Here is a 23,059-nt window from a genome sequence, read left to right on the forward strand (position 1 = left end):
AGGTGGCTTCCCGGACGAGCTTGCGCATGCTGAAGTTTCTCACCCGGTTCCAGGGGCAGACCACGTCGCACAGCCCGCACTGGAAGCATCGCTTGAAGGCGTCTCCACCGCTCGCTTTGATGACTTCTATAATATCTTTATAAGGGGCTACAGTTTCCACCGTTTTTCTCAAACCTCTTCTTTCGCTTTCATGCGCCTAAAGGGACTATTCCTTGGTCATTCGAGCAACGGCATCCTTCAGCTTGTCCAGTCCATACTTGTCCGCCAATGCCTCCAGGCCGATCTCCATATCCTCCAGTTTCTCTTCCTCTGCTTCGTCGACTTCCTCTTCCCGTTCCTCGTAGGTCAGGGCATTGACGATGCACCACTTGACGCAGAGGGGCTCCTCTTCGCCTTCACACATGTCGCACTTGAGGGGGAGGCCGGAGTCGGGCTCCTTGAATATGCTTCGGGAAGGGCAGGAGGCCCTGCAGAAGGCACACTCATCGTATTCTTTCCCATCGATGATATATTTGTCTCTGCCCATGCATTCAGCGGGAGTATATTCGCCGGCGTAGACAGGAACGTACATGTCTTTCAGTGGATCGCGAATCAGCTTAATGCGGGATCTCGCCGGATTATTGCTGCTGTACTTCGGCTCAGCGTGGAAGGCGGAGCAGATGACCTCACATGCCCTGCAGCCGTTGCATTTATCCGCATCGATCTTTATCGTTTTGATTATTTTTTTCTTTTTTGCACTGTTCACAGCTTACTCCTTCCACTTTCTTTCCTCTATATGTTCCGACGAGAGCTCTTAAGAAGAGGCGCTTTCGTTGTCCGTCAAGATTCCCTTCTGCAGAAACTCCTCCGCCACGTAATCCAAACCCAGGGCCATCAGGGTCTCTTTGGTGGGAATACCGTCGTCATTCCATCCCTTGAACTTGTAATACGTGTCGAGAAGCTCCTTCTCCAGTTCGGGGAATCTCTTCTTCCAGTGGTTCTCGGGTGGCTTGTCGTCTTTGCGCCTCATGCCCCTTCTGATGTTGTAGGCCCTGACCAGTGTCCGGTACCGCCTGGCTGCTTCCGTGAGCTTTTCTTCGTCCATCTCGATTCCGGCACCCGCAGAAATGAATTTCGGGTAGTTGTGAATGTGATACGGGGGCTTCAGGGGGAATGAGGACAAGCCGGCGCACATGCCGAGGGCGTCGTCGATGTAGTGCATTCGCTCCTGCCAGTCGACAATGTCACAGCACATTTGAACCGTCGGATAAAAAGGAAGGGATTTTTCTCCACGCAGCTCCCAGTCGAGGAAATACTGCTTGAACTTTTCATCGGGAACCTGGAACCACTCCCTGACAAACTCTTCCCTCTCTTCCCGGGTGGGGAAAGGTGATTGTGGGAACTGCCCTTCGATCTGCGTGATGTTCAACTTCTCACCGGTGGCATACATGAGGAAATAAATGGGATTGAGCATGGAGAGCTTGAGGGGCACCTGCTCGTGCTTTTTGATGTTGTTGTGGGCATAGGCTTCGGCGCCCTTGCCGATGGCTTGGGCTGCCCAGTGAGTGCCGTCGGCCAGAATATTGCCGATCCCTTCCCGGCGGACGATTCTGTCGAGGAGCCAGTAGAATCTTTCCTCGTTGTCGGATGGGAATCCCGGCATGTCCTCGTCTGTCAGAATGCCGGCTTCGTAGAGCTCAACGGCGAAGGCCATGACCTGGGGAGTCGAAAACCCGTCGACGCCGTACTCCGTGGCGCGCTGGGCGATCTTCAAGCCGAACTCCAGGTCGGAAAAAGCGGCGATGGTATACGTGAGCTTCGAAAAACATTTCATCATGTAGGTGGGGGTCCCGGGCAAGGAAATGGTTGCTCCGCATGTCATGGGACAGTTGTAGCAGCTGATGAGGCGCCGTCGAGCCTTGGCCATGGTTTCCGTCCACTGATGGTGGATTTCGTCCGTCCAGAAATCCTTCCTGCGGGTACGGGAATTGCCCCACATGAAGTTCTCCGTGTGCCATTTCTCGTCGTCGATGGCCATTTCCTGCGGCGACCCGAGCCCGGCCAGGATCGGCATGACGCCGGGGATGGGATTTTCATTTCTAAATTTAATATATTCCAGCACTTCGTTGCAGAGTCCCAGGAATTCTTGGGAGCGGGCCAGATTGATGTCCTTCGTCCCGCGTACCACGATGGCCTTGACACCCTTGTCTCCCATGACGGCGCCGATGCCGAGCCGGCTGGCGCTGGAGCGGCCCTGCTCGACGGAGGCAAAATAGACCCTGTTTTCACCGGCCAGGCCGATGGCCGCCACCTGCGCGTCGGGCTCCTTCAGTTCCTTCTTGATGGCTTCAGCGGCTTCAATGGCGCCCATGCCCTTCAGGTGCGCGGCGTCACGGATCTCCACCTTGTCGTTGTGGATATAGATGTACACCAGGTTGGGCGACTTGCCCCGCAGGATCACCTTGTCATAGCCGGCGTATTTCAATTCGGGCGCGAAAAATCCACCCATCATGGAATACGCCATCAAATCGGTCTGAGGCGAAACGGTGGTGAGAATGGTACGGTTGCACCCGGTGGCCGGCGTGCCGCACAGAAGACCCGCACTGAATATCAGGATATTCTCAGGGTCAAATGCTTTGGTTTCAGGAGGAACACGATCCCACAGGAGCTTTGCGTTCGTGCCCAGTCCCCCAAGATAAAGCTCCGTCAATTTTGGATCGGTCTCCACCCTCTCGATGCTTCCTCGGGTCAGATCTATTTCTAAATTATACCCTGTCTCTGCGTACCTCATTTTTTCCCCTTTTGAATTAACTCACCCGCGGTACACTTTTTCACGAATCACGAACCCAATGAGCTCCCTCGCTCGGAATACTTGTTGCCCAATCGATACTAAAAAGCCTGCACCGGCTCCCGTCCTCCCTATCCAACCCGCCGTCGGCGGGCCGACAACGGGGCACCCCTGCGTCGCGACATGCGCCCGGACATGGGGGACACGGCTGTCCATGGGCAGGGCCTTGGTGCGCCCGATGTTTTCGGCTTTGGATATGAAATCGTTTGACCGTCCGAAATTGCTCCGGACATGGTTCGTGGAGGTCACGTGGATGTTCTTGTCGTAGTTCCGGTCCTTCGGACGTGAAGGACCAAGTCTTTTCTCCGTGCTTTCGATATCTTCGGCACACATTCATGCCCTCCCTCGGCGAGCACCCTTGATGCCGAGACAAGGCTTCGCTGCCTTAAATCCCCCGGGAATCGAGTTGATTCGCGGCGGCAGCGTGTCCTGTCCAGGACACCGAAGCCGGCGTACAGCCGGAGGCTTCCATGTGCTCTGCCAAACAAAATCTACTATAAGCTATATTACAGCTACAATATAATTAGTCAAGGGATTTTAATTATGTAAACAATGACATAATGATTTGGCGAGAACGATTCTACAGCGAGGTGCTTCCAGGAAGAATTCTCCGAAAGATGACGTGGAAACCTCCCGTCACCAATACATTGACCAGTCCGATGAGCAGGAAGCCGTTTTTGAATCCTATTTCCTTCACGACGGCTCCCATCACCAGGGAGCCCAGCATCATCCCCAGGTAGATGGCGCTGTTGTAGCCGCCCATGGCAAACCCGCGGCAACCGGGACTGACGAGCTCGGTCATGAGGGCCCCAATGGCCGTGAACCCGATGCCCATGCAGAAGCCCAAGCCCGCTGCGGCCGCGAGAAAAGCGAAAATGTGGGTGGCCATACCGAGACCCGCCATGCAGAGGGCGAAGCCCATGAGCCCCCCCACCACCAGGTGGCTTCGGTTGGAGGTTCGGTCGCTCAGGTAGCCGAAGGGAATCCGAGAGAGGGCATTGGACAGTGCCTGAGCGGCAAAAATGAGGCCGATGTGTCCCACGCTGATTCCCAGTTCACTGGCGTGGAGAGGCACGAAGGTAATGAAGGTACCCGTGCCCATGCACGCCCCCAGCGTCACGAGCCAGCACGCCAGGAGCCCCGGGCTCCTCAGAACCTCCCCGGCTGCCTCTCTGAAGGGCAGACGGGGTGGCCGCAGAAGGGCTATCGTCCGTGCGCGGGGCAGGAAGAAGAGAGTGCCTGCCAGGACCAGGAGCAAAAGGCCTCCCGAACATAAAAAAACGGCAGGATATCCCAGCCGGTGGGCCACCAGCCCGCCGGATGCCGGCCCCGTGCTCATGCCGACATAAATGGCCAGGGTATACCAGCCGTAGGTCCGGCCAATATGTGTGGGAGGGGAGAAATCAGCCACATAGGACATCATGGTGGGAGCGAAAGCGGCCTGACCGATGCCGAAAAACAGGTACACGAGCATCAGCTGTCCGGGAGTGCGGCAGGTGTACAGGAGGAACGCGGTGATGATGGAGACGATGAGTCCCCACAGGATGAGCACTTTTCGGCCCGTGCGATCGGAGAGCAGACCCATGGGGAGGGACAGGATGCCCGTTACGAAAAGGAACGAGCCGTTGATAATGCCCACCTGCAGCGCATCGGCCCCAAGACTCCCTGCATAGAGAGGGACAATGGGAATGCGCATATAGGAGCCGAAAAAGGTCAAAAAGCCCACGCCGCAGGTGATCAGGAGGAGCATTCCGTAGGAAAAACCGCCGGCCGGAGCCTTCAGGGGCATGACCTTTTTCCTTCGCCAGGAAACATCAGCTGTATGGATCCCTCTATAGGAGATGAATCATGACGGTATTTCGTAAAATTACTGCCATGATCTGGTTTTCATGCTCCCAAGTGCCACAACGCCTTCCCCGGGCAAGGGCAAAGGGCTGGGGGAACATCACGCACATCCCCCTCCAGCCCCCTTGGAAGGTGGACTTCAAAATCTCTCGAGCACGTCATGATTGCCGTTGCAATGCACCGGGCAGATTTTCTCAGATTTCGGAAGATTTAGAAACCCTTTATCTTCAGTCGGTCTGGAGGTATCCGGGGAGGGCAGGGAGCGTCGTTGGCGTCATGCGGGGCAGGGCAGTGCATCAGCCCATCCTGCGGGCAGGTTTCCGGTCCTGCCTGTCGAGAGGGATGAGCACTCCCTCATTGACTCCAAATTTCAGGCTCTTTCGTACAGAAGGCAGGAGCAGATCGATGCGGTTCTTGAACCTTTTATTCATAAGATCCTGATATTCCACGATATGGGTCCTGCCGTTCAGGCGCAGCTCAAACTGGTCTCCGAAGCGGTATTGTTTTGCGAGGTCCCGGCTGAGGGCGATGATCTTGCCGTAGTGGCGGGGTTTGATCTGGAGGAGCGAGGCCGTTTCGTTGGGGGTCGAATCGGTGCAGGCTTCCACGTTGGTGTAAGCGGTGACCGTGACCTTGTGGGGCTTGGGTCGGGCGGTTTTGATGCCGGCCTCGATTCCCATGGGGGAGGGGATCAAAAGAGCGGTGAAGAGCACCAGGCAGGCGGCGGTGAGGCTCAGGGACGGGAGCTCCATCCTGAGTCGTGCATAGCGTTCAATGAACTCCGCCGTTCCGTACCTTCCCACCGGCACATCCAGGAAGTCCATGCAAATGCCTTTTGCCATTTCCATTGTGTCCTCTGTTTTCCCTTTCCATCCAAAAAGCGGAAGCGTGAGATTCCCATCGCTTCTCAGCTTGAGCCGCGTGCTGCTCCCGCGGGCTGAATTCTGTCATTGGAAGGGTTGCAGAGCATGAAACGGGCCAAAACCGTTGCAGGGAGCGGAGGCGACCGTGACGGTCGGCAGGACGGAATTGAAAGGGGTCTTTCGGAAGCGGAGGAAAATTTTGAAGGGGGGGAGAAAAACCCCCGTCTACACGATTCGGTATTCTCGGGGTACCTATTCTTCGCCAAGGGCTTCCAGGTCGGCGAGGTCCTTGTGCCTTCCTGTAGCTTTCTTGTTGGAAATGAACTCCTGCCGTCCAATATAGAAGACGGGCACATTGCCATATTTCCCCTGTACCTTGTTGGAATAAGCCTCTTCCCAGGAAATGCCCGTTAGAGACGTTACAATATCCACTCGAACGGGTGGTACCCCAAGTTGAACAACCATGTTCTCTTTCAGGAAATCCTCTGTCGTCAAGCCAGCGGCCCCAAAACCAAATTCGTTGAGAGCAGCTATGATGCGCATTGCGTTTTTGGCAGAGACGCGAACGAAGACGTCCATATCTCCCGTGTACCGAGGAACTCCATGGAACGCCAGCGCATAACCGCCCACCAACATGAACTCAACTTGATGCCTGTTGAATAACTCGAGCAGATCTCTGAAGTCTGGTTGAACTTCCATGATATTGCCTTCTTAAGTAGTCTACGGTTGCCACGCGTTCTTCGGGTGGCCTGCTCAGCCAGTAGGCCAGGTCTCTCTGAGCTGATGAACGATCCGTCAAAATGGTTTTGCTTACAACTTTCTGGATCATTGTCTTGATCTCTTTTTCTATGTTTTCTGGATGTCTGGCACCACGCCGACCGAACGGGGAGCTGAGCGGAACCCCGAGTTGGGGTACCCACAAGCTTGCTTGTTCGTCCATATCATTCTTTCGTTGGGCGTTAGGCCCGACCGTGGTAGATGTCGGGTCTGAGCTTACTCTTGGCTGACTATGTCGACCGAGATCTCCACTGCCGGAATCGTTCCTCTGTTCTCAATCCAGTGTGTGGTGTTCCTATCCTCGGGCCAGCCCACTCCAGGCCCATAGTCCGTAGCGACTCCATTTCGATGGTCAGTGATCGTTCCTTGCAGTATGTAGACGGTTCCTGGTCTGTCTTTATGGTCGTGAATCGGGCCGAAGACGCCTCCAGGTTCGATGGTCACCATACGCATTCGAAGTTGGCGCCCTGCCATGCCCTCAATCTCAGGGCCAAGGTCAACCGTTGCAAGTAACTTCACCGTAACACCCTTCGTCTCAGGTGCCTCCTGTTCGTTGCTCATCGTCCTCTCCTCTCTGTACTCCCAGGGATCGGGTAGGTCAGAGGGCTCTCGGCCCCTTTCCCCCCTTATAACTTGGGGACGCCCTTAATCTATTTCCCCAACCCGATGAACTGAATCAGGAAAAGACCTGCAGATGTAAGCGTCTTGGCAAGTACACCTTCCAAGCTGAAGGCTGCACTCCGGATCAGGCCACCGCCCGTCAGATCGTCCCTCTGACCTTCATTGATTCCCTGGGCGACAAAATCCCTGTATTTCTGCCTGGCAGATTGTCCCGGGGCGGGCGTTCCCAAGGTTGGCCGTAACGATTCGAGCCAGCTGCGCCGCTGAGTCACGGCAACGTGAGCGAGGCTAGCCTCCTAGCAACATAGCCACCAGAACCATAGCCAGGCAAACTGACGAGAGCAGCAAACCGATCTTCCACGGATTCGCATCGGTGTGAAGTCCCCAACCGTAACCCGCAGCGAAGATAACTATGAACGACACAACGTTAGAGATGTGAATTGCCATCACGGTGTTATCCGGCAGCAGCAGCGGCAGCAGGGATGGCAGCACGGCCGCGACGGATAGCAAAACGGTCGCCACTGCACCAACCACATCTTTACGCTGTATGCCAATTGCCTGAGGTTCAGCCTGGCTCAGATAGACACGAATGTCGTGATAAAGAGCATGTCGCTGCTCGTCGCTGGTTATCGGCTCAAGGATGAAATCCAGCTCGGAGGCAATGGCGCCAGCGGCCTCTTCTTCACTGTCGCTGGTCTGAACATACTGGAGCAACCGATAGCGCTCACGCCGCGCGAGACTCTCCCCCAGAACATACAGAACGCCGTCGATGATTCCCCAGGCTGTGACAGCCCCCAGGATGGTAACAAACAACTCTTGTCCATATCCGCCTGCAAAAGAGGACGGGATGACACCGTGATAGATCAAAATGCCATAGGAAAGCGTGAAGAGCAGCGCAAAGAGAATGCTGAAGAAGATGGTGAAGAGTGCATCGATGGGGTCGAGGAACTCGCCCAGGACGTTGCTCAAGATGGTCTCTTTGGGTGGAGTACCTGGTCTGCGAAGTTGCCGATGCCTTTCCTTGAACATTGCTCCGATCTCCTCCGGAAGTCAGGTCGTCACCGCCTAACGAAAAAGACCTGGCGTCGTGCCATGTGCCCAACTCCAACGACATGTTTATGCTCAAGCCAATCCCGGTGAGCTCTACCGAAAAGTGACAGGGCAAATGGTTGGAGGCACCGTAGAATCTCTTGCCTATTCATACGGTTACCTGCTGTCGGTGCACCGACACCCCTTTTCTTATCCCGGCGCTCGACTCGTGGAACGTCACTATGGGAACGTGCATGATTCTGAGCCCTCATGCGTCGGGTAGCCCAGGATTCCGGGCAAGCACCGACGAGCTTTGAGGGACAACCCATCCCGAAGCACGGGGATCGGCTCTCATAAGGGAAAGTTAAGGGACGGCGGCCCGGAAGCTCCAAGGACAATGCACATGAGTGTGCCGCCGTCCGCTTCAGTGACATGTTTGCATCGGCTTGAACCAGAAAAACGCCCAGCAGTACCTCTGCGCAACAGAAACGCATTATTTCATGGGCGTCCCCTAACTCTTCCCCATGGCAATACTTCTCCCCAATCAAACGATGTGCGTAACCTCGACGTCACCCCAATGCGACTTGAGGTACTCGGCGACGAGCCGACGGTGACAGTGATCCGGCCTGTCCTCGCTGCAGAGTAGGCAGCCATCCGCAATCAAGTTGGGGTCAACCCCCTTTTCGATCTCCCGCTTGCGCAATAACTCGAGAAACTTCTGCTTGTACACGGCCCAGTCACCCCTGTTCTTCTTGTACTCGTCGAGAATGTCCTGCGTCGGGGCCAGCTCTGGTAAATGGACGTAGTCCATATGACAAATCTCGCGCAGGAAGAACTCTAGGTCATTGCGTTTTGCGAACCCCGCAAGTTGCGAGACGTTGTTGAGACGCACGTCCACAACCCGCTTCGCGCCGGATCGCTTCAGCTTGGTGAAGAAGTCTTCCGCGGACTTCTTGGTGAATCCAATGGTGAACAGTTTCATGATGATCGCTCCTGCTCGGCGAGGGCCTCATTGATCCACGTACGCAATTCTCTCTTCTCTCTTCTCGCAGGCCCTGGCCACTAGCTGATCGTCGATGCGGGACTTATCGTAGCTGCGGAACAGCTCTAACTGCCGAAGCCCCTCCTGATCAACCAGCCTTAACATGGTCTGCTCCTGCGACTCGGTGCTGCCGTCCGCGAGGATATGGACAACGGACACCCCTCTCTGCTCCAGAGCGCGGCTGACCAACAATGTACGGTGGCAGTCCAGTGGTTCCTTCTCTGCGCACATCAGCGCGATGCGGTACTTCTGCGCCCCGCTCAACACACGTTCGATGCCTGCCTTGAAAAGCGAAGTCTTGGCTAAGCGAGCATAGCGGACCTTACCGCCTTCGTAACAAGAGGGGTCGCCTGGTCGAGCGCCCAGTTCCTTGCCGACGAAGACATAAGCAATGCCTCGCTTTTTCAACTCGGCCGACAGGGTGTCCTTGTTGAACTGGGGGTTATGGCTACTGAACGGGCTGGAGCGGACATCCGCGATAGCGGTCACCCCGTTTCTTTCGAGGAGATCGAGAAACTTCTCGATCGTGTGGGCGGAATGCCCCACAGTGTAAATGATGATCGGACTGCTCATGGCAGTGTGCCTTCACGTTGGATGACCGCCGCCACAAGCTTGTAGCGACAAAACTCTCCGTTCTGCTTCTGCATGGGCTCACCGAGGCTCACACAGAGGCAGCATTCACCGAGCATGTAGGTTCCATCAGGCCGCGCTTTGTAGTTGCGTTCAACGATCGGGTCGGTCACCCAAAGCGCATACTGGATGCCACGATGCTGAAAGTCAGCCAGCACTCTGCGCTTGGGATTCCCAAAAGCCGCCCCTGGCGCGAACACCCTAAGTTCCAGGTTAGGGACACGGATCAGGACGAGGGAGTTCGGCAATGCATCTGCATCGGCTTGAAGAATCTCGTCGTTCGCGCCGTTGTACGTGCTGCGAGTATTAGTCCACAGGGTTACCGGGTTCTCGACATAGCGCTGAAGCTCTGCCCAACCGACCTGACGGACTTTCGTCCAGTAGTAACCAGGATCTAGCAACCAGTTCTCCGACTGGCAGGCATGCGGCTGATGCCGGATCAACGGAACATCGATGGTGTCAAGCACTCGGGGGTCGCTGCCATCCTGGTACTGGCGCTCGTCTTCGGAGACTTCCTCGGTCGGCCTCGCGCTCACGGGTCTGATCCAGGGACCGGGACCGGTGTCAAGCACTTCCCGTCCGGCCACGCAACGGCCGGACATCTTCTTGGAGTTGGCAAGGCAAAGGATGCGCTTTACGACAGGCATTCACGAACTCCTTTTGAGGCCCAACCATTGATTATCAGGCACTTTCGCTCTGATATTGTGGTATTGACGGCCTTTTTAGGCGATTTCGCCTCGAGTTCAATATCAGAGATTCCGATCCCACACATGAAATGAAAAGAGCGGTCGGCGAAAGTGGAAATAGCACAGGAAACGTTGAATTCATATGGCATTATGAGAATGATTTCAGATGATTGAACTAAGTGAGACCATACTTGAAAAAAGAGGAGCGTGTCAATGAAAAAGACACCCCGCCTTCTCGATGAAGTTCGAGATGTGATGCGCCTTCACCACTATTCCATCCATGCTGAGCGGGCTTATTGCGACTGGATCAAGCGATGCGTACTCCGCCACCGAATGACGTCACGGGTCGATATCAAGGGGGTGAAGCAAAGATTGAGGAATTTCTCACTCTCATCTTGCTGTAGAAGGGCAAGTCGCTCCATCAACTCAGAATCAGTCCATGAATGCCTTGGTTTTCCTCTACAGGAAGGTCTTGAAAGAGCCCCTGGAGGGTGTCGTCGACGCGGTTCGCGCCCCTAGGAAGGTAATTTTCCCGTCGTCATGACTCGCGAGGAGGTCGCCAGGGTCATCCCCCTTCTGAACGGCGCGCCGCAGCTCATGGTCAAGCTGCTCTACGGAAGCGGTCTGCGCATCATGGAAGCTCGGCCGCGGGTGCAGGATTGCGGGAACCTGGATTTCGCGAACACCCTCTCAGCAGTTGAAGTTCCCCGGATTCATTCAAGCATAGAGAACGATCCCCGCCATTCTCATTCTCTTTCCCGCTCGCGAAAAAAATCGATGACGAAGGTGATGTGCTTGCGCATGGCTGCGGTGGCTGCCTCGGGGTCGCGTTTGCGGATAGCTTCCACAATGGACTCGTGCTGCTCGATGACCCGGTCCAGGTTGGACGGGTCCGAATAGAGGTGCTGCAGGTTCTCCTTGATGCCGAAGAAGAGCAGGTCGTAGAAGCTCCTCATGATGTGAATCTGAACAAGGTTGCGGGTGGCGTAGGCGATGGCCATGTGGAAAGAAAGGTCGGCGTTGCTCCCCAGGCCTTCCTTCCCGCTTTTTATCTCCTCGATCATCTGCGCCAGGCTTTTTATCAGTTCCTGAAGATCTTCTTCAGTGGCGCGCCGGGCGGCCAGGGCCACGGCATTGCATTCCAGCCCCAGGCGCACTTCCAGAAGGTCCTGGAGGCTCACGTCGTGGCCGTTGATGACGGCGGCCAAGGGGTTCTTGTCTGCGTCGTCGGCGGGGGAGTTCACGAAGGTTCCCTGCCCCTGCCGATGTTCCAGCAAACCCATGGCCACAAGCTTGTTGAGGGCTTCCCGGACGGTGGGGCGGCTGACCCCCATGCTCTGGGCCAGCTCGCGCTCGGTCATCAACTGGTCGCCGGGCTTGAGCTGCCCCTTGAAGATGAGCTCCTTCAACTGCTCAAAGACCTGGTCGGAGATGCGTTTGGGTTTGATGAGCTTCAGAGTGATCATTTTTTGTCCAATGATTCCGCATAAACTTCGATGGCATGCTTCACTTCCACCCGGTCCCCCGCCTGAGAGAGCATGTCGGAAATCTGCAGCATGCAGGCCGGGCAGCTCGTGGCCACCACCGAGGCGCCTGAATCGGCGATGTTGTCGCGCTTGTGCTTTCCGATGGCCGAGGAAAGGTCATAGTGCTGCAAATTGAAGCTTCCTCCGCACCCGCAGCACTTGTCGGCCTCTTTCATTTCCTTGAACCGGTAGGCCGGGCTGGCCTGGAGGACTGTGCGGGGCTGCGCCGCGATGCCCAAAGACTTCTTTAAATGGCATGGATCATGGTAGGTGATCAAGGGTTTTTCGCCGCCTTCTCCCGACCCGCTTGCCTTCACCCCCAGTTTTTCCACCAGGAACTGGGAGATATCCATGGTCTTCCCGGCAAGGGTCTTCACCTGCTCCAGCTCCGGCGGGCTGAGCTCCTCCGCCAGGGTGGGCCACAGCTTCTTGATGGTGGAGGTGCAGGTGGCGCAGGCCGTGATGAGGACATCGAGATCCTGGGAGGCCAATCCCTTCAGATTGTGGCGCACCAGCTTGTTGTAGGTTTCCGTGTCCCCCGAGGAGAGCGCCGGGATACCGCAGCAGCCGACTTCCCTGGGGATGAAGACACCCACCCCGTGGTGCTCCAGCGTGCGCAGCACGGCATGACCGATGCGCGGGAAAACCTTGTCGATGACGCACCCCATGAAGAGGCCGGCTTTCAGCCCCGATGCCCCTGCCGGCGTGTCCAGGAAGGGGACGGCCCGGTGAAAGGGTTGGGGAGCAAGGGAGCTGAAGTGGCGGTCTCCCAGGGGAGAAACGAAACGGGCGCAGGAAGTTCCCAGGAGCTCGTCCACGGGCTTGATGAAAATCCCCTGGAGCCTGGATCCCCATTCCATGAGCTGGTCGAAGAGCTCCGGCTGAGCGAGCATCTTGCGGAAAATGATCTTCTTCAGCGGGCTGAGGCCGACATAGTTGGTGATGACGGCACGCGCCTTGATGAAGATATCCAGGACCTTGACGCCGCTCGGGCAGTTGGCGGCGCAGGATCCGCAGAGGAGGCACCGGGAGAGGCGTTCCTGGACGCCCGTGGAGTCCTTGAACATTTCCTGGAGCAGGCCGTCCAGCAGGGCCAGCTTGCCCCGGGCGACGTCCGATTCCCGCCCCGTTTCCGCAAAGACGGGGCACACTGACTGGCACATGCCGCAACGCATGCAGACGACGAGCTGGTCTTCCACCTGTTTGAGGAGCTGAGCGAGCTTCTTCATGTCCTGCATGGTTATTCTCCTATGATCTTACCGGGATTCAGGATCCCCTTGGGGTCCAGCGCAGCCTTGATGCGGCGGGAGTAGAGCATCGTGCCCCTGCTGGTTTCCTTTTCCAGGTAGCGGGACTTGGCCAGGCCGATGCCGTGCTCGCCCGAAAGCGTGCCGCCCAGGGACAGGGCCTTGTCGAAAATGGCGTCGATGGCCGATTCCACCCGGTGCCACTCGTCCTTGTTCCGCTTGTCCGTGAGGATCGTGGGGTGGAGGTTGCCGTCGCCGGCGTGCCCGAAGGTGCCGATGGTCAATTGGTATTCCCGTGCGATGTCCTCGATGGATCGAATCATGGCCGGGATCTTGCTCCGGGGTACCGTGGCGTCTTCCAGGACGGTGGTCGGCTTCACCCTGGAGAGGGCCGAAAGCGCGGCCCGCCGGGCCTCCCACACCTTGTCGCGCTCGGCGGCATCCTGGGCGACGCGAACGCTCATGGCCCCCATCTGCCGGCACAGGGCTTCCACCTTCTCGGCATCCTCCTCCACCTGCACGGGATGGCCGTCGACCTCGATGAGGAGGAGGGCGGCGGCGTCCACGGGAAGCCCCGCATGGCTGAAATCCTCCACGGCGCGGATGGTGAAATTGTCCATGAATTCGAGAGTCACCGGGACGATGCGATGGGCAATGATGGCCGAGACCGTTTCCGAAGCCTTGTTCATGTCGCTGAATATCGCCATCATGGCCTTCTTGGCGGGGGGCATGGGAATGAGCTTCAACGTGATCTTGTCGAACACGCCGAGGGTGCCTTCGGATCCCACCAGGAGTCCGCCCAGGTTGTAGCCGGTCACGCACTTGACCGTCCGGGCGCCGGCCTTCACCAAATCCCCGTTCACGTCGAAGAATTCCAGGCCCATGACATAATCCCGAGTGACTCCGTAGCGCAGTCCCCGCAGTCCGCCCGCATTTTCCGCCACGTTGCCGCCGAGGGTGGAAACCGCCTGGCTGCCGGGATCGGGGGGATAAAAGAGCCCCTTCGCCTCCACCGCCGCAGCGAATTTGGCCGTCACGACCCCGGGCTCCACCACCGCGTAGAGGTCTCCTTCGTTGATCTCGATGATCCTGTTGAGGGCGTTGGTGAGGACAACCACGCCTCCCGTCTTGGGGATGGTCCCTCCGCTCAGGTTGGTGCCGGCCCCCCTCACGGTCAGCGGCAAACCATGCTCATTGCACAGAGCCACCACCCTCCCGAGGGCTTCGCTCGAGGTGGGCCGAAGGACGAGGGCGGGAAGCACCGGTTCGAGGACTGCGGCATCATAGGAATAGGTTGCCCGATCCGTTTCGTCCTGAAAGACGTTGTCCTTGCCCACAACCTTCTCAAATTCCTTGATCAAAGCTTTCATCATGGTCCTCTCTCCGTCTGATTTGTGCCGCGCGTTCTTTCTCCCCCGCCAAGGGTCTTCACTATTTGGTTGTTTTAATGGTCATACCAAAAGTTCATTTAACCTATGAAGCCTGACGTGTCGCCGTTTCTTCGCTCCAAGCGTAGCAACAGGCTCTGATAGATGTCAATAAAAAAAGTTTTCATGACCAATTTTTTTCTTGACATCCCTATTTCAGTTTTGTCTAATCGCGAAAAAAGAAGATTGGTCTTACCAAATGTTGGAAGGGATCGCCATTATCAAAGGAGATGTGACACCATGACTTGGACCATGAATGTTGATCCGTTGGGGAACCTGGCGTTGTCGGCGCTGGTTGCGGCTGTACCCATCATTTTTCTTTTCATCGCTCTTACGGTTTTGAAAATGAAGGGCCACTGGGCGGCCATCGTCGCCACGGCCCTGGCTGTCAGCGTGGCAGCCGTCGTGTACGGCATGCCCGCCCAGCTTGCGGGCCTTTCAGTGGTTTATGGTGCCTTGTTCGGGCTCTTTCCGGTCTGCTGGATCGTCATCACCGCCCTCTTCATCTACAATATGTCCGTAAAGACCGGCCAGTTCGAGGTCATCAAAAACTCCCTGGCAACCATTTCCGATGACCGCCGCATGCAGGCCCTCCTCATCGCGTTTTCCTTCGGGGCCTTCATCGAAGGCGCGGCCGGGTTCGGCACGCCCGTGGCCATCACCGCCGCCATGCTCGCGGGGCTCGGCTTCAACCCCCTTTACGCCGCCGGCCTCTGCCTTCTGGCCAACACCGCCCCCGTGGCCTTCGGTGCCATCGGGATTCCCATCGTGGTGGGCGCCAGTGTTTCCGGCGTGGATTTGATGGCCTTCAGCCAGATGGTCGGCCGGACGCTCCCCTTCCTGAGCGTCTTTGTTCCCCTGTACCTGGTGGTCCTCATGGCCGGCTGGAAGAAGGGCATGGAGGTCTGGCCCGCCTGCATGGTCTCGGGCGGCTCCTTCGCCATCGCCCAGTTCCTGTCTTCCAATTATATCGGCCCGTTGCTTCCGGATATCCTCTCCTCCATCGCCTCCATCATCTGCACCGTCATCTTCCTGCGCTACTGGCATCCCAAGGAAAGCTGGCGCTTCCCCGAGGAGCCCAAGAGCGAAGGCCGGGCGGAGCTCCTGTACACCGGCGGCCAGGTGTTCCGTGCCTGGGCCCCTTTCATCCTGCTTTCGGTTTTTGTCGCCGCCTGGGGCATCAAACCCGTGCAGACGGCCATGAACGAAATTTTCCTTTATAAGCTTCCCATCCACGGCCTCGACAACATGGTCATCGATCACGTGGGCAAGGCAAAGCCTGCCGTCTACACCTTCAACGGCCTGAGCGCCGCCGGTACGGCCATTTTGCTGGCCTGGTTCTTCTCCATCCCGGTGATGGGCGCTTCCGTCCGCACCGCACTGGAAGTTGCCGGCAATACGCTGAAACAACTCCGGTGGCCCATCGTCACCATTTCCACGATCCTTGGCTTCGCCTACATCATGAACTACTCCGGCATGGCCATCACTCTCGGCTACGCCTTCGCGTCCACGGGCAAGCTTTTCCCCTTCTTCGCAGCATTTTTGGGCTGGCTCGGCGTCTTCATGACGGGCTCCGATACGTCCACCAACGCCCTGTTCGGAAAGCTGCAGGCCGTCACGGCGGAACAGCTCGGCATCAACCCTCTCGTGACCGTCAACGCCAACACTTCCGGCGGCGTGTGCGGTAAGATGATCTCTCCCCAGTCCATTTCCGTGGCCACGGCGGCGACTCACATGGTCGGCAAAGAGTCGGAAATCTTCCGGTTCACTCTGAAACACTCTCTCATCCTCACTACCGTCATCGGCATCATCAGCATGCTCTACGCCTATGTCTTCACCTGGATGATTCCCGTGGTGGAAAAGGCGGCTCCCGCCGCCGCCAAGGCTGCAGCGGCTGCCGCCGCAGCGGGAATCAACACGGAAGGCCTCGTCTATCTCGGGATCACCTTTGCGGCGGCCGTGCTCATCACCGTCCTCTCGCGGATACTGGGCAAGGGGCTGGTGACGGAAGAGGGCACGGTCAAGACGGTTTTCCACTAACAGACGAAAGAAGAGAAAACCATGGAAAAGCACGAGCAGATAACGCTTTTTAAGGAAAAGGCCGAAGCGGTTCAGACCTCTGTCATCGAGATTGGGGAGCTGCAGCAGGCCTTTCTCTATGCCATCGAGGTGACAAAAAAGCAGGGGGGATCGACCATTGCCGCTCCGGGCCTGGCTCAGAAGGATTCGGACGCTTTGTCCGCTTTCAGGGCACTCTGCGAGGAAAACGGGGTCACCCTGGTGACGGAAAACCTTCGAAGCCAAATCGGGAAGCTGCACACCGGCTTCACGGTCGCCGACCACGCCGTTGCCGAGACGGCAACACTGGTCCAGGATTCCAGCTCCGAGGACGTGCGCATCGCCACCATGTTGAGCGAAATCCACGTGGCGGTCCTGCCCGCTTCACGCATCAAGGCGGATGCCATGAGTCTCGAAAACGAGCTGAAGGAAGCCATGAAGGCTCCTCCCAGCTACGTGGCATTCATCAGCGGGGCCAGCCGCACGGCGGACATCGAGCGGGTGCTCACCATCGGAGTTCACGGGCCTCAGGAGCTGCATGTCCTCATCCTCGACGAGAATGTGGACTGATGAGGTATGGAAGCCAGGCCCACGCACCTTTCCGAGCGGCGGTGAGCCCCTCGACCCTCTTTCTGGAGAACAAGCCATGATCAGCACGCCTCACGATGTGAAAGAATACAGAGGCCATTTGAAGAAGGCCTTGAAGAATACCTTTCTGGGAACCACCCTGGACAACTTCGCCACGTCTTACAGGGCTTCGCGGGCCAAGGCCTTCGAAGGCATGGACCTGGAAGGCCTCATCCAGGAGATCGCTCAGGGAAAGGATGCCTCCATTCCCTACCTGGAAGAGCTGTTCACGCTATTCAAAGCCCGGGCGGAGGCTGCGGGGGCCAAGATCCATGTGGCGCGAACGGCCACCGAGGCCAATGAGATCATCGCCTCCATCGCGAAGGACAACGGAGTCCGAAAGATCGTCAAAGGCAAGTCCATGACGGCGGAGGAAACCTTCCTCAACACGCACCTGGAAAAGGAAGGGTACCAGGTGACGGAAACCGACCTGGGGGAATGGATCATCCAGCTGCGGGGCGAAGGACCCTCCCACATGGTGATGCCCGCCATTCATCTCTCGCGGCAGCAGGTGGCGGAGCTTTTCACGAAGATCACCGGCGCCCCGCAAGACCCCGACGACATCAACGGCATGGTGAAGGTGGCGCGCCGGGAATTGCGCCAGGCCTTTCTGGAAGCGGACATGGGCATCACGGGAGCCAACTTCGCCATTGCCGAGACGGGCACCATCGGGCTCGTCACCAATGAGGGCAATGGTCGGCTCGTGACGACGCTCCCGAGGGTCCACGTGGCCCTGGTGGGTTTCGACAAATTGATTCCCGACCTCCAATCGGCCCTCCGCGTTCTGAAGGCGCTTCCGCGCAATGCCACGGGGCAGGCCATTTCCACTTACGTCACCTGGATCACGGGAGCCAACGACTGCGCTCCGGGTCCCGATGGGCGCAAGGAAATGCATATCGTCTTCCTGGACAACGGGCGGCTGGCCCTGGCCCGGGACCCTGTCTTTTCCCAGGCTCTGCGGTGTGTGCGGTGCGGCGCCTGCGCCAACGTGTGCCCCATCTACAAGCTGGTGGGGGGGCACAACTACGGCCATGTCTACATCGGGGCCATCGGCCTCATCCTGACCTATTTCTATCATGGGCGGGAAAACGCGCGGGCCATCGTGAAGAACTGCCTCAACTGCCAGGCGTGCAAGTCGGTGTGCGCCGCCGGGATCGATCTCCCGCACCTCATCAAGGAAGTGTACCGCACGGTGCTGGAAGTGGAGGGTAAAAAGCCCGTCAAGAATATCCTCTTGAACCGGGCATTGAAAGACCGGCGCCTGTTTCATTTCCTCCTGCGCCGGGCGTACCTGGCTCAAAAACCCCTGGCCGGCGGGGGGGACCTCATCCGACATCTTCCCTTTTTCCTTTCCAGGGAGCACGGCTTTCGAAGCCTTCCGGTGGTGGCGAAAACGCCGCTGCGAGACCAGTGGGAGCGCATCAACCCGCGCCTGCCAAATCCCCGCTACCGTGTGGCGCTTTTCGGCGGGTGCGTCGTGGATTTTGTCTACCCCGAACAGGCGCTGGCCCTGGTGAAGCTCGCCAGGGAATTCAATGTCCAGTTGGAATATCCCATGGAACAGACCTGCTGCGGCCTTCCGGCCAAAATGATGGGTGAGAGCGAAACCGCGCGGGAGGTGGCCATCCAGAACCTGAAGGCCGTGGATCCGACGGAGTACGACTACATCCTCACCCTGTGCGCCTCCTGCGGGTCTCACCTGAAGGAGAACTACCCCAGGCTGCTGGCGGGAGACCCGGGGCTGCAGGTCAAAGTCGACCAGCTCAGGGACAAGATCATGGACTTCAGCTCCTTCATGCAGAATGTCCTCAAGGTGAGCTCCGAAAAGTTCGATGGTCATTACCGGAAGATCGCTTACCACTCGCCCTGCCACCTGTGCCGGGGGCTGAATGTGACGCAGGAGCCCCGTGAGCTTCTGAAGACAGCGGGCCTGGATTACCTTCCGGCGAAGGATGAAGACGTCTGCTGCGGCTTCGGCGGGTCATTCTCGGTGGAATTTCCCGAAATTTCGGCGGAGCTCCTGAAGCGGAAATTGGACAACGTGGAAGCGACGGGCGCCGAAGTTCTCGTGACGGACTGCCCGGGCTGCGTCCTGCAGCTGCGGGGGGGCATGGACAAGCGGGGAGCGAAGAAGATACAGGTGAAGCACATTGCGGAAGTGGTGGCCGACAGCCTGAAAAAATAACCCGGAGGTCAAGGGATCGTGGAAATACAGAAGGGCAGTTCCCGGGGAGGGAGCTGCCCTTCTGCCGCTTGTTCTCAGACATCGAATCGGCTCCACGCAGGGCGTTTCCTCTCTGGAAAGGGAGGCGTTTTTTTCTTTTGCTGAAGGCGGTTAAAAGCTATTTTACCCAGCTCGGTTTGGAATCAGTACACTGCGGCGAAAATTATACTCCAAACGGGTGAGATGTTGACTTATTGATGATCCTGTAGGAGCGGCTTCCAGCCGCGACAGAGATAGCCGATTCCTAAGAGAGTCGCGGCTGGAAGCCGCTCCTACGAAAGTCACGGTTTGAACCGTTCGCAGTATATCTCCCATCCTGGGATGGCCGTGTTGATAGTGTTTGCCTGGGGTAAAAAGTGCCCCATGAGGAGATGACCCTATGTCCCACATCAATGGATTTCCCAATCTTACCCCTAAGGAGGCTGCGGAAAAAATACCGGACGGCGCGACAGTCGCCTTCAGCGGTTTTGCCAATGCAGGCACGGCCAAGGCCATTCCGCGGGCCCTTGCCGCCCGCGCCCGCATGCTTCACGAAGCGGGGACGCCCTTCAGGATTCGGGTCCTTACGGGCGGTGCATGCAGCGAGACCGTGGACGAACCGCTCGCCGGTTCGGAGGCCATTTCCTGGCGCGCCGCCTACCAGAGCGCTCCTGCACTCCGCAGACAGATCAATCAGCAGAATGTCGAATACCTCGACATGCACCTTTCGAGAGTGGGACGGACGGTGCTGGTGGGATTTTTCGGCAAGTTGGATGTGGCAGTCATCGAGGCGACGGATGTGACTCCCGACGGCCGGGTGTATCTCTCGACGTCCATCGGGGCTTCCCCGACTTTTTTGCGGTATGCCGACCGTGTCCTCATCGAGCTCAACAGGGCCCATTCCCGCCGTCTTCCTGAAATGCACGATATTTTCATCATGGATCCCCCGCCTCGGCGGCAGCCCATTCCCATTCATGAGACCATGATGCGGATGGGATTCCCCTATGCCCAGGTGGATCCGGCCAAAGTCATCGGCATTGTGGAAACGGACGAGCCCGATCAGGTTCCCGACCGGGGAGGGCCTAGCCCGGCCAATCGCAAAATCGCCGAGCATGTGGTGCGGTTTCTCCTGGATGAGATGGAGGTCGGCCGCATTCCTCGTGAATTTCTTCCTCTGCAGGTGGGTACCGGCAAGACCGCCAACGGGATGATGGAAGCTCTCGGGAACCATCCGGATATTCCTCCCTTCAGGATGTACACCCTGGCCATTCGCGACTGGTTCATCCAGTTGATGGAGCAGGGGAAGCTCCAGGGAGCCAGCGCCAGCAGCCTGAGCCTCTCCCAGGCGGTTCTGAAGAATGTGTATGAAAACATGGATTTCTTTGTGCCCCGCATCGTGCTGCGTCCCCAGGAAATTTCCAATGATCCCGGAGTGGTGCGGCGCCTGGGCGTCATCGCGGTCAATTCCGCCATTGAAGTGGACATATACGGGAATGCCAACGCTTCCCATGTCTTCGGCACGGACATGGTCAACGGCATCGGAGGCAACGGGGAATTCACCCGCAACAGCTTTCTGTCCTTCATCGTGTGCCCCTCGGTTGCGCGGGGCGGCAGGATTTCCAACGTCGTTCCCATGATTCCCCACATCGACGACAATGAGCATTCGGTGCAGATCATCGTGACGGACCAGGGACTGGCGGACCTGCGCGGTCTGGGGCCCATGCAGCGGGCGAGAGCCATCATCGAAAATTGCGCTCACCCGGCCTACCGCGATTACCTCTACCGCTACATCGAGAAGTCCCGTCCGGGGCATATTCGCCACGACCTGGACACCTGCTTCGAGCTGCATCTGAACCTGATGGAGCACGGCGCCATGCTGCCGGACCTGGATCTTTCCACCATCGGCGAACTGTGAGCTGCAGGGTGCCTGTGACCGAGGAGAATCATCATGTCCATTGTAAAAGCATTTCCTAAGCTGAGTCCCGAAGAGGCCGTGGTGGAGATATTCAACGGGGCCACCGTGGCTTTCAGCGGCTTCACCAATTCCGGTGCGGCGAAGGCCGTGCCGCGAGCCATTGCCGCCAAGGCCCACGCGTTGCATGGGCGCGGGGAGCCCTTCAAGATTCGCGTATTGACGGGCGCCTCCAGCGGCGAAAGCATCGACGAGCCCCTGGCGGAAGCCGAGGCCATGTCCTACAGGGCGCCCTACCAGAGCGGTCCCAAGCTGCGAGGGCAGATCAACCGGCAGGAAGTCGAATATGTGGACATGCACCTTTCGCATCTCCCTCAGACGGTGCTGGCCGGATTCCAAGGCAAACTGGATTTTGCCGTGGTGGAAGCCACGGAAGTCACCCCCGACGGGCGAGTCTATCTCACGTCTTCCATTGGGGCTTCCCCCACCTACCTGAGGGTTGCGGATCGGGTCATCCTGGAGGTGAACCGCTACCATTCCCGTCGCCTGCGGGAGATGTCCGACATCCTTCTGCTGCCTCCCGTTCCCCATCGCACCCCCATCCGGCTGAACGACCCTCTGACCAAGATCGGTTATCCCTACGCCATCGTGGATCCGAAAAAGGTCATCGGCATCATCGAGACCGATGAGCCCGATCGGGTGCCGAGCTTTGCGGCGGTGGACGCCCGCAGCGAAAGGATCGCCCAGCACGTCCTGGACTTCCTGCTGAGGGAGATGCACAAGGGACGGATTCCCGCAGAATTCCTTCCCCTGCAGGCGGGGGTGGGGAACGTGGCCAACGGCGTCATGGCCGCGCTGGGGAGCAGTCCCGAGATTCCTCCCTTCAGCATGTACACGGAGGTGTACCAGGATTCGCTGGTGGGTCTCATGGAGCAGGGGAAGCTGCTCGGCGCCAGCACCACCAGCCTCACGGTGACTCCTGAAGTTTTGATGCAGATTTATGACAATATGGACTTTTTTGTTCCCCGTATCGTGCTGCGGCCCCAGGAGCTTTCCAACCACCCCGGCGCCGTGCGGCGCCTGGGGGTCATCTCCATGAACACGGCCCTGGAAGTGGACATCTACGGCAATGTGAATTCCTCGCACGTCTACGGAATGGACATCATGAACGGCATTGGGGGAAGTGGAGAATTCACGCGCAACAGCTATCTCTCCATTTTCATGTGCCCGTCCATCGCCAAGGGGGGGAAGATTTCCGCAGTCGTTCCCATGTGCCCTCACATCGACAACAACGAGCATTCCGTCCAGATCATCGCCACGGATCAGGGGTTGGCGGATTTGAGAGGGTTGGGACCCATGCAGCGGGCGCAGACCATCATTGAAAACTGCGCCCATCCCGCTTACCGGGACTATCTCCATCGTTATGTCGAGCGTGCGCGGGTCGGCCACATTCGCCATGATCTCCGCACGGCCTTCGAATTGCACCGCAACCTTCTGAAGCATGGCGCCATGCTGCCGGATTTGGACCTTTCCGGAGTCGCCTGACGGCGTGAAACAGGGGACGTGCCGGCACTTTCAGCACCCTCCATCCCGCAAGGGCTTGAGGGTGCTTCGTGCCGGGGGCATGCCGTCCTCAAGGGGTTGTAAGCATTGTAATACGAAATGCTTCTGTTTTTTTCACCTTTAGCCGCATATTGTTTGACATCCGCTTTTATATTGCTCATATATAAAGACAATTA

The 23,059-nt window shown here is 57.8% G+C and carries 20 protein-coding genes and 1 pseudogene; 6 read left to right on the top strand and 15 right to left on the bottom strand.

Annotated features, from left to right (window positions below; translation table 11 throughout):
* The 12 genes and pseudogenes from MWC30_RS23130 to MWC30_RS19450 form a co-directional block, all read right to left on the bottom strand.
* A pseudogene (locus MWC30_RS23130) lies at positions 1-160 on the bottom strand (Fe-S oxidoreductase); the annotation flags it as partial.
* Between the two features lie 45 nt (positions 161-205).
* Positions 206-745, bottom strand: coding sequence for a hypothetical protein (locus MWC30_RS19400; protein WP_244085860.1), 540 nt, complete (start codon positions 743-745; stop codon positions 206-208).
* Positions 746-793: 48 nt separating this feature from the next.
* The gene (locus MWC30_RS19405) at positions 794-2,770 is read right to left on the bottom strand and encodes an aldehyde ferredoxin oxidoreductase N-terminal domain-containing protein (RefSeq protein ID WP_244085861.1); all 1,977 of its coding nucleotides are present in this window, start codon (positions 2,768-2,770) and stop codon (positions 794-796) included.
* Positions 2,771-2,791: 21 nt separating this feature from the next.
* Positions 2,792-3,160: a hypothetical protein gene (locus tag MWC30_RS19410; RefSeq protein WP_244085862.1), complete on the bottom strand. Its 369-nt coding sequence runs from the start codon at positions 3,158-3,160 to the stop codon at positions 2,792-2,794.
* 247 nt (positions 3,161-3,407) lie between these two features.
* The gene (locus MWC30_RS19415) at positions 3,408-4,616 is read right to left on the bottom strand and encodes an MFS transporter (protein ID WP_244085863.1); all 1,209 of its coding nucleotides are present in this window, start codon (positions 4,614-4,616) and stop codon (positions 3,408-3,410) included.
* Positions 4,617-4,968: 352 nt separating this feature from the next.
* Positions 4,969-5,514 (bottom strand): hypothetical protein, encoded by a 546-nt coding sequence (locus MWC30_RS19420; RefSeq protein ID WP_244085864.1) that lies wholly within the window; start codon positions 5,512-5,514, stop codon positions 4,969-4,971.
* Between the two features lie 273 nt (positions 5,515-5,787).
* The gene (locus tag MWC30_RS19425) at positions 5,788-6,234 is read right to left on the bottom strand and encodes a hypothetical protein (protein WP_244085865.1); all 447 of its coding nucleotides are present in this window, start codon (positions 6,232-6,234) and stop codon (positions 5,788-5,790) included.
* Positions 6,235-6,528: 294 nt separating this feature from the next.
* A complete protein-coding gene (locus MWC30_RS19430) occupies positions 6,529-6,873 on the bottom strand; it encodes a cupin domain-containing protein (RefSeq protein ID WP_244085866.1) in 345 nt (114 codons plus the stop codon).
* A gap of 348 nt (positions 6,874-7,221) precedes the next feature.
* Positions 7,222-7,902, bottom strand: coding sequence for a hypothetical protein (locus tag MWC30_RS19435; RefSeq protein ID WP_244085867.1), 681 nt, complete (start codon positions 7,900-7,902; stop codon positions 7,222-7,224).
* 604 nt (positions 7,903-8,506) lie between these two features.
* Positions 8,507-8,944, bottom strand: coding sequence for a DUF488 family protein (locus tag MWC30_RS19440; protein WP_244085868.1), 438 nt, complete (start codon positions 8,942-8,944; stop codon positions 8,507-8,509).
* 27 nt (positions 8,945-8,971) lie between these two features.
* Positions 8,972-9,577, bottom strand: coding sequence for a DUF488 family protein (locus MWC30_RS19445; protein WP_244085869.1), 606 nt, complete (start codon positions 9,575-9,577; stop codon positions 8,972-8,974).
* The gene (locus MWC30_RS19450) at positions 9,574-10,281 is read right to left on the bottom strand and encodes a hypothetical protein (RefSeq protein WP_244085870.1); all 708 of its coding nucleotides are present in this window, start codon (positions 10,279-10,281) and stop codon (positions 9,574-9,576) included. The genes MWC30_RS19445 and MWC30_RS19450 overlap by 4 nt, the downstream gene beginning before the upstream one ends.
* Positions 10,282-10,699: 418 nt before the next feature.
* Here MWC30_RS19450 and MWC30_RS23135 point away from each other — a divergent pair, with 418 nt between their 5' ends.
* Positions 10,700-10,864 carry a phage integrase N-terminal SAM-like domain-containing protein gene (locus MWC30_RS23135; protein WP_368860900.1) on the top strand — a complete coding sequence of 55 codons (165 nt, stop codon included), beginning with the start codon at positions 10,700-10,702 and terminating at the stop codon, positions 10,862-10,864.
* 202 nt (positions 10,865-11,066) lie between these two features.
* On the opposite strand, the gene MWC30_RS19455 is transcribed toward MWC30_RS23135, so the two are convergent.
* The 3 genes from MWC30_RS19455 to MWC30_RS19465 are packed head-to-tail and all read right to left on the bottom strand — an operon-like array spanning position 11,067 to position 14,466.
* Complete coding sequence (locus MWC30_RS19455; RefSeq protein WP_244085871.1) at positions 11,067-11,786, bottom strand: FadR/GntR family transcriptional regulator; 720 nt, start codon at positions 11,784-11,786, stop codon at positions 11,067-11,069.
* A complete protein-coding gene (locus MWC30_RS19460) occupies positions 11,783-13,084 on the bottom strand; it encodes a (Fe-S)-binding protein (RefSeq protein ID WP_244085872.1) in 1,302 nt (433 codons plus the stop codon). Before MWC30_RS19460 ends, MWC30_RS19455 begins: the two co-directional genes overlap by 4 nt.
* Positions 13,085-13,086: 2 nt before the next feature.
* The gene (locus tag MWC30_RS19465) at positions 13,087-14,466 is read right to left on the bottom strand and encodes an FAD-binding oxidoreductase (protein ID WP_244085873.1); all 1,380 of its coding nucleotides are present in this window, start codon (positions 14,464-14,466) and stop codon (positions 13,087-13,089) included.
* A 294-nt stretch (positions 14,467-14,760) separates the two neighbouring features.
* On the opposite strand from MWC30_RS19465, the gene MWC30_RS19470 reads away from it, so the two are divergent.
* The 5 genes from MWC30_RS19470 (at position 14,761) to MWC30_RS19490 (ending at position 22,865) form a co-directional block, all read left to right on the top strand.
* Entirely contained in the window at positions 14,761-16,560 is a 1,800-nt protein-coding gene (locus MWC30_RS19470; protein ID WP_269467795.1) for an L-lactate permease, read from the top strand.
* A gap of 21 nt (positions 16,561-16,581) precedes the next feature.
* The gene (locus MWC30_RS19475) at positions 16,582-17,148 is read left to right on the top strand and encodes a lactate utilization protein (RefSeq protein ID WP_244085874.1); all 567 of its coding nucleotides are present in this window, start codon (positions 16,582-16,584) and stop codon (positions 17,146-17,148) included.
* 76 nt (positions 17,149-17,224) lie between these two features.
* Positions 17,225-19,390 (top strand): L-lactate dehydrogenase (quinone) large subunit LdhH, encoded by a 2,166-nt coding sequence (gene ldhH, locus MWC30_RS19480; RefSeq protein ID WP_244085875.1) that lies wholly within the window; start codon positions 17,225-17,227, stop codon positions 19,388-19,390.
* A gap of 418 nt (positions 19,391-19,808) precedes the next feature.
* Positions 19,809-21,323 (top strand): succinate CoA transferase, encoded by a 1,515-nt coding sequence (locus MWC30_RS19485; protein ID WP_244085876.1) that lies wholly within the window; start codon positions 19,809-19,811, stop codon positions 21,321-21,323.
* A gap of 33 nt (positions 21,324-21,356) precedes the next feature.
* Positions 21,357-22,865: a succinate CoA transferase gene (locus tag MWC30_RS19490; RefSeq protein ID WP_244085877.1), complete on the top strand. Its 1,509-nt coding sequence runs from the start codon at positions 21,357-21,359 to the stop codon at positions 22,863-22,865.
* Positions 22,866-23,059: the final 194 nt, after the last annotated feature.

The organism is Desulforhabdus sp. TSK, assembly GCF_022836495.1.
Classification (GTDB): Bacteria; Desulfobacterota; Syntrophobacteria; order Syntrophobacterales; family Syntrophobacteraceae; genus Desulforhabdus.